Annotated in this window: 12 protein-coding genes; 4 read left to right on the top strand and 8 right to left on the bottom strand. The window is 62.1% G+C overall.

All coding sequences use genetic code 11. From position 1 onward, the window contains the following. Positions 1–8: 8 nt before the first annotated feature. Complete coding sequence (locus QLQ16_RS05555; protein ID WP_283223700.1) at positions 9–1,370, bottom strand: helix-turn-helix domain-containing protein; 1,362 nt, start codon at positions 1,368–1,370, stop codon at positions 9–11. A gap of 242 nt (positions 1,371–1,612) precedes the next feature. Here QLQ16_RS05555 and QLQ16_RS05550 point away from each other — a divergent pair, with 242 nt between their 5' ends. After that, on the top strand, positions 1,613–2,362 hold the full coding sequence (locus QLQ16_RS05550) for a class II glutamine amidotransferase domain-containing protein (RefSeq protein ID WP_283223699.1): 750 nt from the start codon (positions 1,613–1,615) through the stop codon (positions 2,360–2,362). A gap of 43 nt (positions 2,363–2,405) precedes the next feature. On the opposite strand, the gene QLQ16_RS05545 is transcribed toward QLQ16_RS05550, so the two are convergent. The 7 genes from QLQ16_RS05545 to QLQ16_RS05515 all read right to left on the bottom strand — a co-directional run bounded on the left by QLQ16_RS05545 (position 2,406) and on the right by QLQ16_RS05515 (position 9,717). Further along, positions 2,406–3,155: an ABC transporter ATP-binding protein gene (locus QLQ16_RS05545; RefSeq protein ID WP_283223698.1), complete on the bottom strand. Its 750-nt coding sequence runs from the start codon at positions 3,153–3,155 to the stop codon at positions 2,406–2,408. A gap of 1 nt (position 3,156) precedes the next feature. Next, positions 3,157–3,903, bottom strand: coding sequence for an ABC transporter ATP-binding protein (locus QLQ16_RS05540; protein WP_283223697.1), 747 nt, complete (start codon positions 3,901–3,903; stop codon positions 3,157–3,159). Continuing rightward, on the bottom strand, positions 3,900–4,874 hold the full coding sequence (locus tag QLQ16_RS05535) for a branched-chain amino acid ABC transporter permease (protein ID WP_283223696.1): 975 nt from the start codon (positions 4,872–4,874) through the stop codon (positions 3,900–3,902). Before QLQ16_RS05535 ends, QLQ16_RS05540 begins: the two co-directional genes overlap by 4 nt. Next, positions 4,871–5,746 carry a branched-chain amino acid ABC transporter permease gene (locus QLQ16_RS05530; protein WP_283223695.1) on the bottom strand — a complete coding sequence of 292 codons (876 nt, stop codon included), beginning with the start codon at positions 5,744–5,746 and terminating at the stop codon, positions 4,871–4,873. Before QLQ16_RS05530 ends, QLQ16_RS05535 begins: the two co-directional genes overlap by 4 nt. A gap of 120 nt (positions 5,747–5,866) precedes the next feature. Next, complete coding sequence (locus QLQ16_RS05525) at positions 5,867–6,997, bottom strand: ABC transporter substrate-binding protein (RefSeq protein WP_283223694.1); 1,131 nt, start codon at positions 6,995–6,997, stop codon at positions 5,867–5,869. Positions 6,998–7,169: 172 nt separating this feature from the next. Next, on the bottom strand, positions 7,170–8,909 hold the full coding sequence (locus tag QLQ16_RS05520; RefSeq protein ID WP_283223693.1) for an FAD-dependent oxidoreductase: 1,740 nt from the start codon (positions 8,907–8,909) through the stop codon (positions 7,170–7,172). A gap of 1 nt (position 8,910) precedes the next feature. Continuing rightward, entirely contained in the window at positions 8,911–9,717 is an 807-nt protein-coding gene (locus QLQ16_RS05515; RefSeq protein WP_283223692.1) for a shikimate dehydrogenase family protein, read from the bottom strand. A 108-nt stretch (positions 9,718–9,825) separates the two neighbouring features. On the opposite strand from QLQ16_RS05515, the gene QLQ16_RS05510 reads away from it, so the two are divergent. The 3 genes from QLQ16_RS05510 to QLQ16_RS05500 are packed head-to-tail and all read left to right on the top strand — an operon-like array spanning position 9,826 to position 14,166. Then, on the top strand, positions 9,826–10,887 hold the full coding sequence (locus tag QLQ16_RS05510) for a Gfo/Idh/MocA family protein (RefSeq protein WP_283223691.1): 1,062 nt from the start codon (positions 9,826–9,828) through the stop codon (positions 10,885–10,887). Then, entirely contained in the window at positions 10,884–11,717 is an 834-nt protein-coding gene (locus tag QLQ16_RS05505) for an IclR family transcriptional regulator (RefSeq protein ID WP_283223690.1), read from the top strand. Before QLQ16_RS05510 ends, QLQ16_RS05505 begins: the two co-directional genes overlap by 4 nt. 13 nt (positions 11,718–11,730) lie before the next feature. Continuing rightward, on the top strand, positions 11,731–14,166 hold the full coding sequence (locus tag QLQ16_RS05500) for an FAD-dependent oxidoreductase (RefSeq protein WP_431310386.1): 2,436 nt from the start codon (positions 11,731–11,733) through the stop codon (positions 14,164–14,166). Positions 14,167–14,168: the final 2 nt, after the last annotated feature.

The following is a 14,168-nucleotide window of genomic DNA, read 5'->3' as shown; positions in this document are numbered from 1 at the left end:
CCAAGGCGTCAGGCTTTGGGGCTGGCCGACATGGGCGCAGCATTGGCAAACAGCCACGGCATGCTGTGGGCATCGAGTTTTTCCAGGCCCGCTTCGTTGAGCAAGCCATCGCCGTTTTCAAGCAGTCGGGAGTTGGCCGAAATCAAATGCCCCTGCGGGTCTTTGAACCACAGCATGTAGGGCTGGCGCGCCAGCATCTCTTGCTGCTGGCGTTCTCGCTCCAAGGTTTGCTCGGCCTCACGGCGCTCTTGGGTCACATCGATCAGCACCAACTGACACTCCTGGCCCTCTTCATCCAAAGTGGCTTCGATGCGCAAGATCATTTCGCTGCGCCGCTCGGTACCATGCAGGCTCAACTCGCAATGGCGTCGGCATTTGCCACTCAACACTTCTTGGTGGAATGCGGTGAAAACGCTTCTGTCTTGGGCACTCAAAAAGTCCAGAAAATCATGCGCCTGTGTCTGCGAACGCTGCACCCCGAGCATGATGGCGCCCGCCAAATTGGTTTGAACGATGCGGCAATGCGCATCCAGGCTGACAAAGCCCACAGGTGCAAAGTCGTAGGCGTCTTGGTACTTTTGCAAACGCATGCCATCAACCGAACTTGAAGCCACAGCCGCTGTCACGCCCTGGCTCGCGTGGCCAAAAGAATCGAGCAGACGGTCAAACAGCTTTTGGTTTTCTCGGCTGACCAAGGCATAGCATTCGCACACGCCTTGGGCCAAACCATCGGCATCGCAGATGCCGATTTTTCCGCGCCCACTGGTGACCCAGCCTTCGGCTTGCAGCTTGCCCAGCGCTTGCGTGACCGACTCGCGCCGAACGCCCAGCATGTTGGCGATCATCTCGTGCGTGACCCTCAGCTGATCGCCTGGCAGTGCGTCGTGGTTCATCAAGAGCCAGTAGCACAGCCGTTCGCTCACGCTGTGGTGGCCAATGCACACGATGTTTTGAGACATCTGCATGATCAAAGCTTGGACATAGGCCAATGCCAGTTGTTGCAACTCAACGCTGCGGCCCAACTCTTCCAAAAACACAGGGGCCGGCATGCGGTAGGCCTGCCCCCCGCACTGCACCATGACACGGTGCTTCATGGTCTGACTGCCCAAGGCCAAGGGCACGCCCAGCATGCCATCGCGTCCAATCATGGCCAGCTCAGAAGAGTCACCGTCCTGGGTTTGCGACACCATGGACGCGGTGCAGGTGGTCGGGAAATAAACAAAATCCAGCGGCCCATCCGCTTCAAAAATCACCTGCCCCGAGCTCAACTCCACCGGCTTGAGGTGCGACGACAGCGGGGCATAGCGGCTCATGGGCATGCCGGCCAAGATGCGGTTTTGGCGGGCACCTTCAACGATCGGGTAGTTCATAGCGTTCTTTCAGTGATTCACAGGCTTTCATGGTCCCGTTCTGAGCGCTGGCGCACCATTGGCCCATCGGTGAAAAACGCTATCCATCTGTGTCTATACCGCCCGGACTGGGCCACTACACCCTGCCATCACTGCCCTGCGCGCAATGGTCAGCTGTGCCTGCTTGCGAGAAGATCGCGCCCGGCCCTTACCGCAACAGGCAGGGTCTGAAAATTTTTTGACCACACCACAAGGAGTTCAACATGGGCGGCATCCTCGGGCTGACCAGCGACCGCAACTTGTCGGCGCACATGCTGCACGGCTTGGCGCAATTGGCCGGTGACCCCGCCGATGCTTATGGCGTGGCCCTGCTCACGCCGGCCGCCAACGCCAGCCAAGCGCCACGTTTGCGGCGCTTGGGCAGCACCGAGGGCCTTGATGCGCTGAACCAGCATTTGCGGGTCATGGACCCCCTGTCAGAGGTGAACACGGCGATTGCGCACACCCAAGGACGCGCAGATGGCGCCGTCCCAAACCATTGCCTGCCAAGGTTCAGTCAAGGGCCTCAAGCCCTGATCACCGCGCCCGCACGCACCGCGGTGGTGTTCATGGGTCCGCTGCTCAATGCCCCGGAACTGCGCGCCGTCTTGGCGCAACGTTTTTATGCCTTGCGCAGCCATGCCGAGAGTGAGTGCATGGCCCACATCATCGATGCCACCCATCAAGGCGATGCCGCGCAAGCGGTGCAGCGGGCGCTCGCTCTGGTTCAAGGGCCCTATGCCCTGGCCGTTCTTTTTCAAGGACAAGCGCAGCGCATCATCGGCGCGTGTTCAGGCTTGCCGCTTTGGTTGGGCTTGGGGCCCACTTTTGTGGGTCTGAGCAGCGACCCCGTCGCCTTTCCTGCGGAAACGCAGCAACTGCTGCGGGTGCAAGACGGCAGCTTGGTGGACATCCAAGGCCTGTCGTTTCAGATTTGGGGGTCGCGGGGATCGCCCAGATTCACAGCGCCATGACCCAAGGGGCCCTAACGCCCCTTGTCGCCAACGCCCATTCGCCTCAAACCGCAGCGGCCGAGGTGGTGTGCGCACCGCCCAAGAACAGGCGCTCCATTTGTGGATCGGCCAAGATTTCGGCGGCCGATTTGTAGAGCACCAAGCGGCCCGACTCCAGCGCAATGGCGTTGTCCGAATACTTGAGCGCGCTCTTGACGTTTTGCTCGACCATCAGCACCGTGGTGCCCTGGTCGGCCAGCTTGCGCAGCAGCTTGAACACGTCTTGCACCACGATGGGCGACAGGCCAATCGAGGGCTCGTCGATCAACAGCACTTTGGGGCGCAAGAGCAAAGCGCGGCCGATTTCCAGCTGCTTTTGCTCGCCGCCCGACAAGGCCGAGGCACGCGAGTTCATGCGCTCTTTCACGCGTGGGAAAAACTCCAGCACTTCTGGGATGCGTTCATGCGTGGTTTTCATGCCCAAAGTGATGCCGCCCAGCTCCAAGTTTTCATACACGCTGAGCTGGCCAAACAGGTTGCGGCCCTGGGGCACAAAAGCAATGCCATCGGCCAGCAACGCTTTTTGGGTGGCGCCGGTGATGTCTTTGCCGTTGAGCAAAACCTTGCCTTGGCGAGGCTTGAGCAAGCCGAACAGGGTTTTGAGCACGGTGGATTTGCCCGCGCCGTTGGGGCCGATCAAGAGCGTGATCGAGCCTTTGGGCACTTTGAAAGACAGGTTGTTCAGGATCATGAAATCCTTGTAACCCGCGACCACGTCGTCGAATTCGATGCAGGTGTCGTTTGTTGCGGTCATGTCAGTTCCCCAAATAGGCGTCCAGCACCTGCTTGTTGGCGCGGATTTCGTCGGGCGTGCCGATGGCCAGCACCTGGCCCTCGACCATCACCATGATGCGGTGGCACAGGTCCATCACGAAGTCCATGTTGTGCTCGATCACCACGAAGCTGCCTTTGCGTGTGCGGTTGAGCTCTTTGAGCAAAGTGCTGATGCCGCCCACCAAGGACGGGTTCACACCAGCACAAGGCTCGTCGAGCAAGACCAGATCGGGCTCGCTCATGAAAGCCATGGCGATGTCCACCAGCTTTTGCTGCCCATAGCTCAGCTCGCCGGCCTTTTTGTCGGCCACATGGCGGATGTGGAACTGGTCGATCAGCGCATCGGCCTTGTCGCCCAGACCGGAATCGGTGGGCGCAAACATGCGGCTGAACATGCTGCCTTGGTGCTCTTGCGCGGCCACAATCAGGTTATCGCGCACGGTCATCTTGCCAAACACCTGCAAGGTCTGGAAGGTGCGACCCACGCCCCGGCGGTTCAGCTCCAAGGGGCCCAGTTGCGTGACGTCTTCACCGTTGAGTTCGATCTGGCCTTCGTCAGGGGTGATCTGACCCAGCATGCTGTTGAACAAGGTGGTCTTGCCCGAACCGTTGGGGCCGATCACGCCGAAGATCTCGCCAGGGCGCACTTCGAAGGACACACCGCCCACGGCTTGAATCGCACCGTAAGCCTTCTTCATGTTGGTGACTTTGAGGACGGGCTGGCTCATGCTTTGACTCCTTGGGCAGCGCGAGCAGCCGAAGCCTCTCGCGATTGGCGGCGCGCCTTGAGGCGGTCAGGAATGCTGAGCAAACCATCGGGCAGCCAGATCATGAGCACCACCACGGCCGCACCGAACACGAACAAATACCAAGCTTGCGCAAAGCGCAGCCACTCGGGCAAGACCACGCCAACAGCCGAGCCGAGAACCGGGCCCAAGAAATAACCCGGGCCGCCGACCACCACCATCAGGTACATCATGATGGACGCGCCCACGGTGAACAAAGCCGGGTCAATGAACTGCACTTGCGAGGCATACAGGCCACCGGCCACACCGGCGTACACCGCGCCAATCGCAAAGCTCAGCAGCGTGTAGCTGCGGGTGTCGATGCCCAAGCTCTCAGCGCGGATGGGGTTGTCGCGCAGCGCCGTGAAGGCCTTGCCCCAGGGCGAGCGCAGCAAGCCCCACAAAAGCAGCGCCAGCACGATGGTGAAGCCCAGCACCAGGTAGTAATACGCCAAATTGCCATCGAAGCTGATGCCGCCCAAACTGGGCCGTGCGATGTTGTTGATGCCGAAGGTGCCGCCAGTCAGCCACTCTTCGTTGCGCATCACCAGCCACAAAGCGGTGTTGAAACCCAGTGTGGCAAAGGCCAAGTAAATGGTCTGCACACGCAGCGCCGGAAAGCCCAGGGCCAGACCGACCACAAAGCAAAACAAGGCCGCCACCGGCAGGCCGAGCCAAAAGCTCAAGCCGGCCTTGAGGAAGATGGCCACGGTGTAGGCACCAATGCCAAAGAAGGCGGCGTGGCCCAGCGACTTTTGACCGGCGTACCCCACGGTGAGGTTCAGGCCCATGGTCGCGATGATGAACACCAGCCAGGTGGTGAACATGTGGATGCCGTAGTTCTTGAGGAAATTGGGCACGATGATGAGCGCCGCCAAAACGACCAGCGCAAACAACAGGTTGAGCTTTTTCATACTTTGCGCTCCTCTTTCTTGCCGAGCAGGCCTTGGGGCTTGAACAGGATCACGACCATGAAAATGATCAAGGCCACCGCGTCTTTGTAGGCGGGCGAGATGTAGGCGGCAGCCAGGTTCTCGCACACACCGACCAGCAAGCCGCCCACCAGCGCACCGCGCGAATTGGTGAAGCCGCCGATGATGGCCGCAAAAAAGGCTTTGGTACCCAAGCCCTCACCCATGTCGAACTTGGCGAGGTACGTGGGCGTCACCAGCAAAGCCGCAGCAGCGGCCAAGATCGCGTTGATGGCAAAGGTGTAGAAAATCATGCGCGGCACATTGATGCCCAGCACCGAAGCGCTCTCGGTGTTTTGCGCCACCGCCTGCATGGCGCGGCCCGTCACGGTTTTGCTCAGGAAAGCCTGCGTCACCAGCACCAAGGCCATGGCAAACACAAAGGTGCCCACATCACCGGCCGAGAAGGTCACGCCCATCACCTCAAAAATCACGTCGGGGAACACTTGGGGGAAGGGGTGGGGCTCGGCGCTGTAGCCCGCACGCACACCGTTGCGCATGGCGATCGACAGGCCAATGGTGGCCACGACGATGGGCATCATGCCGTACTTGAACAGGGGGTCCACCAGACCGCGTTTGAACAACCAACCCAAAATCAGCACCGACAGCACGATGGACAAGGCAAAGGCCACATACAGCGACAGGCCTGAGCCCATCAGCATCACCATCATGAAGGCGGGCAGCATCACAAATTCGCCTTGCGCGAAGTTGATCGTGCCAGACGCTTGCCACAGCAAGGTGAAGCCCAAGGCCACCAGCGCATAGATGCTGCCAGTGGCCAAGCCACTGAAAAAGAGTTGTAAAAAGTCGGTCATGGGAGAACTCCGAAAACGGGAGGCGCAGGCATCAAAAGCCGCCTGCGCGGGCTGGATCAGCCCGAATGGCCTGAAAAAAAGCGGACCCCACAGGAGCCCGCCTTGTTTTCAAAACGTCAATTACTTCTTGGCGTTCAGAGGAGGCAAAGTCGCGTTGATCACGGGCTGTCCACCCTTGACTTCGATCAGGAAGCTCTCGCGGTCCAGATCGCCTTTGTCGTCAAAACACACATCCATCAGGATGCCAGGGTGTTGCTTGGCGCTGAAGCAGCTGTTGCGAATCGCCGCAGCGGCCGCTTTGCGGTCGATCTTGCCGGCTTTCTCGATGGCGGCCTTGAGCACGTACATGCCGGTGTAGCCTTTGATGCCGTTGTGGTCCGACTCAGATTTGTATTCGGCCTTGTACTTGGCACCGAAAGCCTTGAACGCTGGGGCATCGACCGTCAGACCTACGTGGGCCAGTGCGCCGTTGGCGGCTTCACCGGCCAACTCGATCACTTTCTGGCCGGTCAGCGTGGTTTCGCCAATCAGCATTTTCTTGACGCCTTGCTTGCGGAACTCGCGCAGGGCACGGGCCGACTCTTCTTCGTTGGTGTACACGAAGATCGCGTCGGCATCGGTCTGCTTGGCCTTCAACACAGCCGCAGAAAAGTCCACTTGACCGGCGTCGGTGGAGATGTCGGCCACGATCTTGGTGGAAGTGCCTTCGAGCAACTTGGTCAGGGTGTCACGACCGCCTTTGCCGAAGTCGTTGTTCACATAAACGATGGCCAAGGTCTTGGCTTTGGAATTGATGAACTTGGCCAACTTAGGGAAAGACACGCTCTGACCGAAGGCGGTACGGAACACATAAGGGTTGCCTTGTGCGGTGACTGCAGCGGCTTCACCGCCGGTGAAGTTGGGTGTTTCGCCTCGCTTGGATTCGGCCATGGAGACCATGATGGAGCCGGAGTACACGGGGCCAAAAATGGCAAACACGTCGTTGTCCACCGCTTTTTGCGTCAGGCCTTTGGCCACGCCAGGGTTGGTCTGGGTGTCTTCGGTGGTGTAGCTGATTTTCTTGCCCAAGATACCGCCAGCGGCATTGATTTCCTTGATGGCCAGTTCGGTACCGTTTTTGAACAATGTGCCGGCGGTGGTGCCAGGGCCCGACAGCTCAACGATGTTGGCGATCTTGATGTCTTGGGCTTGGGCCAGGCCAGACACGGCCAAGGCGGCACAGACGGCCAGGGTTTTCAGGGTAGCTTTCACAGAGGTCTCCTCGTTGGTGGAATCAGGCCAGCTTGCACGGCCAGTGGGTTGAAAAACGTTTTTCCATGCAGGGCAAGGTGTTGAAAATGTAGTGGTCATTTCCATAGGCATCACGGGCAGGCCGGGGTAGATGGGTCAATCACCGAACAAAAACGTGCGATGAACGAACGTATTAGGGGTTAGACCCGAGGGCCATGGGCGAAGCCAAGGCATGACGGGTCGCCAAATAGGCAAACACCAAGCCCGGGCCAATCGTGATGCCGGGGGCGGGGTACACACCGCCCATGATGGAATTCATGTCGTTGCCAACGGCGTACAAGCCCTCGATGACTTGCCCTTGCGCATTGAGCAGCTGTGCGTGCTCGTTGGTCTGCAAGCCTTGCGCCGCGCCAATGTCGCCGGGGTAGAGCTTGACGGCGTAATAAGGCCCTTCGCTGATCGCACCCAAGTTGGGGTTGCGGCCACCGGCTGCGGCGTCGCCAATGTTCTGTTGATAAGCCGTCTCGCCGCGTTGGAACTGTGTATCCACACCGGTTTGGGCAAAGGCGTTGTTGTCGGCCACCGCTTGGGCCAAACCCTGCGCTGAGATGCCCAGCTTGTCGGCCAGCGCTTGCAGGCTGGCGGCTTCGGTCAAGTAGCCGTCGGCCAAGAACGGGGCCAGCCCCTTGCCACCGGGGCGCACCATGCCCATGCCGTACTGGCGCAAGGCTTTGGCATCGGCCACCATGTAAGCGGGAACGGCTTGCCGGGCCGCCTGCATGCCCAGCGCAAACAGGTGGTAAGAGGTGCTCTCGTTGACAAAGCGCTCGCCCGCCTGGTTGACGGTGATCATGCCGGGCTTGGCGCGGTCCATCACGAAATGCGGGAACACCGCGGTGCTGCCATCGGGGCGTTGGCGCAAAGACACGGGCGCCCAGAAGGCCGGGCTTTGTGCGCCCTGCCCTTCGACGGCGCCCAAGCCCCGTGCCAAAGCCAGCGCCTCGCCGGTGTGGCCGGGTGCAGCGGGGCACCAATCGGCGGGAATGCCGGGCAACTTCTGTGCACGCAAGGCCGGGTCGCGGTTGAAGCCGCCACTGGCCAGCACCACGCCATGCTTGGCCACCACACGGGCCTTGCCGGTGGCGCTGCTCAAGCGCACCGCCACCACGCGGCCGCTGGCGTCACGCTCCAGCGCATCGACCGAGGTTTTCAGCGCCAGCGTGGCGTGAGCGTGCTGTGACAAGCCATGCAACAAGCGCCCCACCAAGGCGTTGCCCATCACCAAGCGAGTGCCCCGGGCATGGCTCAAGCGATCGCGCAAGTGACGCCCCAGTATGCTGAGCGCGTGCTTGAGCGATGCCCAAGACTTCGTCATCGCCAGCAAGTGGTTGATGTCGGTGCGGTCCACCATCATGCCGCCGAGCACGGTGAACTCGGGGATGGGTGGACGCAGCAGCGGGAAGAGTTCACCCAGCAAACGGCCATCAAAAGGCACAGGCTCCAAAGCGCGGCCATTCAAGGTCGAGCCGGGCAGGTCGCTGATGTAGTCCGGGTGCTTGGGGTAAGGCCGGTATTTCATGGACGAGTGCGCTTCGATTTTGGCCACGGCGTCGCCGCCGTGCTTCAAAAAGGCTTCGCGCAAAGCGGCAGGCGCTTGCGCGCCCACCGCATGGTTAAGGTAAGTCGTCACGTCGGCCAGCTTGTCGCTGGGGTTGACGGCTGCAGCATGGTGGGTTCCCGGCGCCCAGGTGGTGCCTGCCGACCAGGCGGTGGTGCCGCCCACGAACTCGGTGCGCTCGACCACCAGCACCTTGGCGCCGTCGATGGCGGCAAACACCGCCGCCGACAAGCCCGCGCCACCCGCACCGATGACCACCAGGTCAAATTCGACACCGTCCTTCAAACCATCCAGACCGTTCTTCAGAACTTGCATCTCAGGCCCCCATCAAAAATTCGACCATCAGGTCTTTCACCTGCGCAAACATCTCCGTGCCCGTGAGGGTGTGGCAACCCAGCGCCCGTGCAGCGGCGATCATCGGCGTCACGGCGGGCGCGGTGATCACACAGCCCACCCACATGTCCGGTGTGAAGCGGCTCACATCGATCGGGTGCGGATCACCCGCTTGCATGCCGATCGGTGTGGCGTTGATCGCGATGTCAAAACCTGTAGGGTCGCTGCTACCGGCCACCACGGTGCACTGGCCCAGCGAGGCCAGGCGCTGCACCAGCGCGTCGCGCCGAGCCCTGTCTTCGTCGTGAATGGCCAGCTCGCGCACGCCGCCCGTGGCCAGCGAATACGCAATGGCCGAGCCGGCACCGCCTGCGCCCACCAGCAATGCTTTTTGACCCTGCAGGCTGCAGCCCTTGAGCGCCAAGGCTTTCACATAGCCCAGGCCGTCGAACATGTCACCATGCCAGCGGCCATCGGGGTTGCGGCGCAAGGTGTTGATGGACTTCAAAAACGCGCCCCGGTCCGAAGTCGTGGCGCACAGCTCAAAGTAAGCGAATTTGTGCGGCACGGTGACGATGATGCCGTCCACGTTTTTGCACAGCGACACACCTGCCGTCCAGACCGCCAGATCGGCCGGGGCCACATGGGCCGGGATGCACACCGCATTGAGCCCTGCGGCCTGAAAAGCCTGGCTCACACCCGAGGGCGATTTGACCTGGGCAATCGGGTCGCCCACGATGAAATGGATGCGCGAAGCGCCGTCAAGGTGCAAGGGCTGTGTCGGGTTCATGGCCGCGATGATACATAAAAACGGAATTTGATTCCACTTTTGAATTTATTTCCAAAAATCAATATACTCGGGCCATCGACGCACCCCACTGCACACGCAACAACACCCATGCACAAGTTCCCTCTGGCCGTGATTGGCGCTGGCGTGATTGGCCAGACGCACATCGAACGCATCCTGAAAACACCCGAGTTCGCTCTGGTGGGGGTGGCCGAGCCGGACGAGGCGGCTCGCCAGTGGTGTGCCGAGCGCAACATCCCCACCTTTGAAAACCACCCTGCCCTGCTGGAAGCCACCCGGCCGCAAGGCGTGGTGATCGCCACGCCCAACGCCACCCATGTGGAGGTGGCCGCCGACTGCATGGCGCGCGGCATCGCGGTGCTGATTGAAAAACCGGTGGCCGACACCTTGGCCGCTGCCGAGCGCCTGATCCAGATCGCGCAAGACACCGGCGTGCCGGTGCTGGTGGGGCACCACCGCCGCCACAACCCGATCTTGCAAAGGGCCCGTCAAATCGTTGCCGACGGTCGCCTGGGCCAGGTGCTCAGCGCCAACGTGATGGCCAACTTCTACAAGCCCGAGGCCTACTTCGATGTGCCCTGGCGCCGCCAAGCCGGTGGCGGGCCGGTGCTGATCAACCTGATCCACGACATCGACATGCTGGTGTACCTGCTGGGCGAAGTGCGTGCGGTGCAAGGCAGCCTGTCCAGCGCGGTGCGCGGTTTTGAAGTCGAAGACACCGGTGCGGCCTTGCTCGAATTTGCCAGCGGCACGCAAGCGGTGATGACGGTGTCCGACACCACCGTCTCGCCTTGGTGCTGGGATTTTTGTGCCGGCGAGCAAGGCCAATACCCCCGACAAAATGTGCAGTCGCACTTTTTGTCGGGCACGCAGGGCTCGCTCTCGCTGCCCGATTTGGACTTGTGGCGCTACCCCGGCGAGCGCCATTGGCACCGCGAAATGGTGCGCGAACAAATCCGTGTGCACGACACCGATGTGTACGTTCAACAACTGCGGCACTTTCGCGCGGTGGCCGAGCGGCGCGAAACCCCCATCTGCTCGGCACTGGACGGCTGGCGCACTTTGCAAGCCACATTGGCTTTGCTGAAGGCGGCACGCACCGGTCAACGTCAAACCTGCCCAGCCTTCACGGCGTCAAGGAATCCCACATGAGCGGCGTTCTCGAACGAACTTTGAGCATCCTCGAATTGCTCTCGCAACACGGTGAAGGCCTGGAACTGGCCGCCATTGCCGATCAGCTCGACATCCCGCGCAGCGGCACGCACCGCCTGCTGACCGACCTGGTGCGCCTGGGCTATGTGCGCCAGACACGCGGCCACGGCGACTACCTGCTGACCACCAAACTGGTCTCCATGGGCCTGAGCTACCTGAGCAACAGCGGCATCGTGGACATTGCCCAGCCCCTGCTCAACCGCTTGGCCGAGGTGTCGGGCGAACTGGTGCGCCTCTCAGTGGTCGACGGCGAGCGCCTGACCTGGGTGGCCCGCGCCCAAGGTGCGCGCCAAGGCCTGCGCTACGACCCCGACATGGGCAGCGATGCACGCTTGTCGTGCTCGTCCTCGGGCTGGGCCTTGCTCTCGACGCTGAGCGATGACGCGGCCCTGGCCTTGGTGGCCAAACAAGGTCTGGGCCTGCCTGAACAGTTCGGCCCTGCCGCGCCCACCAGCTTGCAAGCCGTGATGGAGGCCGTGGCCCAAACCCGCGATCGGGGCTACAGCCTGACCACCGACACCTACACCGCAGGCCTGTCGGCCATGTCCGCACCCGTGCGCTTTGCAGGGCAGCCCGCGTTTGGCGTGCTGACCATCGCCGGCCCCACGGTGCGCTTCACCCCCGAAAAAATGCAAGCCTTGGCGCCCGAGTTGCAAAGCATCGCGCAGCAGCTGGCCGCGTCCAGTGGCGCATCGCCCTTCTTCAGCCTCACGGCCGAAACCGGCAGCGCCGCCCCCACCGATGGCCGCAAACCGATCTACGCGGTGTGATGTGCGCGAGCCGATGAACGCTGCAAGGCCCTCCACCGAACACTGCGACCTGCTGGTGGTGGGCTCGGGCGCGGGCGCGCTGTCGGCCGCCGTCACGGCAGCGCACCTGGGCCTGAAGGTCATCGTGGTCGAAAAAGAAGCGCAATACGGTGGCACCACGGCTTGGTCGGGCGGCTGGATGTGGGTGCCGCGCAACCCGCTGGCCATCGAGGCGGGCCTGGTCGAGCGCATCGAAAAACCGCTGTCTTACCTGCGCCGCGAGCTGGGCGAAAAATTCGACGAGTCCCGCGCCCTGGCCTTTCTGAACAACGGCCCGCGCATGGTCGAGTTCTTTCGCCGCCACACCGCGCTGCAGTTCATCGATGGCAACGCGATTCCAGACTTTCATGGCCACACCATCGACGCGGCGCTGGGCGGCCGCTCGATTTGCGCAGCGCCTTTTGATGCCCGCCCACTGGGCGATCGCCTGCACGACCTCAAGCCCCCGCTGCACGAGACCACGCTGTGGGGCATGGGCATCGCCTCGGGTGCGGAGCTGCGGCATTTTTTGAACGCCCTGCACAAGCCAGCATCCTTTTGGCATGTCACGAAGCTGGTGCTGCGCCACTGGCGTGACTTGTTGGTGCACCGCCGGGGCACGCGCCTGGTCAACGGCAATGCCTTGATCGGCGGGCTGGCCCAATCCGCATTCGATCAGGGCGTTCAAATACGCGTGAACAGCCCGGCTGTGCGTTTGCTGCAAAGCGAAGGCCGGGTCACCGGTGCCGTGGTGCAATCACCCAATGGCGAAGTCAGCATCCAAGCCCGCTGCGGCGTGGTGTTGGCCACTGGCGGCTTTCCACACGACCCAGCGCGCAAACTGCAACTGCTGCCGCATGCCCCCACGGGCCACGAACACTGGTCGGCCGGCAACCGGGGCAACACGGGCGACGGCCTGCGTTTGGGCGAGTCCGCAGGTGGCGTGGTGGCGGGCGACTTGGTGCAAGCAGCGGCATTGGCCCCGGTGTCTTTGGTGCCCCGCCCGGACGGCAGCATGGCGCATTTCCCGCACCTGATCGAGCGCGCCAAGCCTGGCCTGATCGCTGTCACGGCGCAAGGCCAACGCTTTGCCAACGAGGCCAACTCGTACCACGACTTCATGCAAGACCTGCTGGCGGCAACACCGGCCGGTCACAAGCCCGAAGCCTGGCTGATTTGCGACCACTTGTTTCTGCGCTACTACGGCCTGGGCGCGGTCAAGCCCGCACCCATGCCGCTCGGCCCTTGGCTGAAAAACGGCTACCTGAAACGCGGTCAAACCTTGAAAGAATTAGCCAACGCTTGCGGCATCGACGCCCCAGCCCTGCAAGCCACGGTGCAGCGCTACAACGCGCTGGCGCAAGACGGCAAAGACCTCGACTTTGGCAAAGGCGAAACGCCCTACAACCGCATCCAGGGCGATGCCATCAACGCCACTCGGCGCGGTCTGCGCAACCCCTGCATGGGCCCCATCGAACGCGGGCCGTTTTATGCCGTCAAAGTCGTGATGGGCAGCTTGGGCACCTTCGCCGGTTTGCGCGTGAACGACCACGCGCAAGTCACCGATGCCCACGGCCTGGCCATCCCCGGTCTGTATGCCGGTGGCAATGACCTCAGCAGCATGATGGGCGGCCACTACCCGGCCGGCGGCATCACGCTGGGTCCGGCCATGACCTTTGGCTTCATCGCCGCACACCACGCCGCAGGCCGCGATCCACCGTCCACCTGCGAATACCCGATCACCCACACGTCAACCGACAACTCGAAAGCCCAGACCATGTATTACGAACTCGCCACCATGACCCTGCCCTTTGGCTCTGCAGGCCAAGCCGCAACGAACGTGCAGGCCTTTGCCACGGCGCCTGAGGCCCAAGGCGAACTGCTGGGCTGCTGGTTCACCGACATCGGCGTGCTCAACCAGATGATCGTGCTGCGCGGCTTTGCCACGCTCGAGGCCTTGCAGGCCGAACGCGAGCGCACCCAGCAAAGCGCCAGACCAGAAACAGGCGACGGCCCTTGGGGTCCGTTTGGCTGCGGCGAGATTTTCCAAACGCTGGAGCAGCACAGCTACAAAGGCTTCCCCTGGATGAAGCCGGTGCGTCCCAGCGCCGAGAGCGGCATCACCGGACCGGTCTACGAAATCCGCACCTACGGCATCCAAACCGGCGGCGTGCAGCCCACCATCGACCTGTGGGAGCAGTACGTGCCCGCCCGCGACAAGCTCTCGCCTTGCGTGGTGGCCATGGTCGCGCTCGACGGCCCACTGCGATTCACCAACATCTGGGCCTACGACAGCCTGAACGCCCGCAGCCAAATCCGCGGCGAAGCCGTGGCCCAAGGCATCTGGCCCCCCAAGGGCGGACCCGCGCACCTGAGCACCAACATGGTCTCGACCATCGCCATGCCCACGGCGGTGTCGCCTTTGAAATAAAG

The sequence above is a fragment of the Limnohabitans lacus genome (assembly GCF_030053395.1).
GTDB classification, from domain to species: Bacteria; Pseudomonadota; Gammaproteobacteria; order Burkholderiales; family Burkholderiaceae_C; genus Limnohabitans_A; species Limnohabitans_A lacus.
The sequence above is the reverse complement of the archived record's forward strand: the minus strand, read 5'-3'. Positions and strand labels throughout refer to the sequence as shown.

Excerpts from the sequence above, each read along its gene's own strand:
- QLQ16_RS05555 (WP_283223700.1), bottom strand. The coding sequence starts at position 1,370 with ATGAACTACCCGATCGTTGAAGGTGCCCGCCAAAACCGCATCTTGGCC.
- QLQ16_RS05550 (WP_283223699.1), top strand. The coding sequence starts at position 1,613 with ATGGGCGGCATCCTCGGGCTGACCAGCGACCGCAACTTGTCGGCGCAC.
- QLQ16_RS05545 (WP_283223698.1), bottom strand. The coding sequence starts at position 3,155 with ATGACCGCAACAAACGACACCTGCATCGAATTCGACGACGTGGTCGCG.
- QLQ16_RS05540 (WP_283223697.1), bottom strand. The coding sequence starts at position 3,903 with ATGAGCCAGCCCGTCCTCAAAGTCACCAACATGAAGAAGGCTTACGGT.
- QLQ16_RS05535 (WP_283223696.1), bottom strand. The coding sequence starts at position 4,874 with ATGAAAAAGCTCAACCTGTTGTTTGCGCTGGTCGTTTTGGCGGCGCTC.
- QLQ16_RS05530 (WP_283223695.1), bottom strand. The coding sequence starts at position 5,746 with ATGACCGACTTTTTACAACTCTTTTTCAGTGGCTTGGCCACTGGCAGC.
- QLQ16_RS05520 (WP_283223693.1), bottom strand. The coding sequence starts at position 8,909 with ATGCAAGTTCTGAAGAACGGTCTGGATGGTTTGAAGGACGGTGTCGAA.
- QLQ16_RS05515 (WP_283223692.1), bottom strand. The coding sequence starts at position 9,717 with ATGAACCCGACACAGCCCTTGCACCTTGACGGCGCTTCGCGCATCCAT.
- QLQ16_RS05510 (WP_283223691.1), top strand. The coding sequence starts at position 9,826 with ATGCACAAGTTCCCTCTGGCCGTGATTGGCGCTGGCGTGATTGGCCAG.
- QLQ16_RS05505 (WP_283223690.1), top strand. The coding sequence starts at position 10,884 with ATGAGCGGCGTTCTCGAACGAACTTTGAGCATCCTCGAATTGCTCTCG.
- QLQ16_RS05500 (WP_431310386.1), top strand. The coding sequence starts at position 11,731 with ATGAACGCTGCAAGGCCCTCCACCGAACACTGCGACCTGCTGGTGGTG.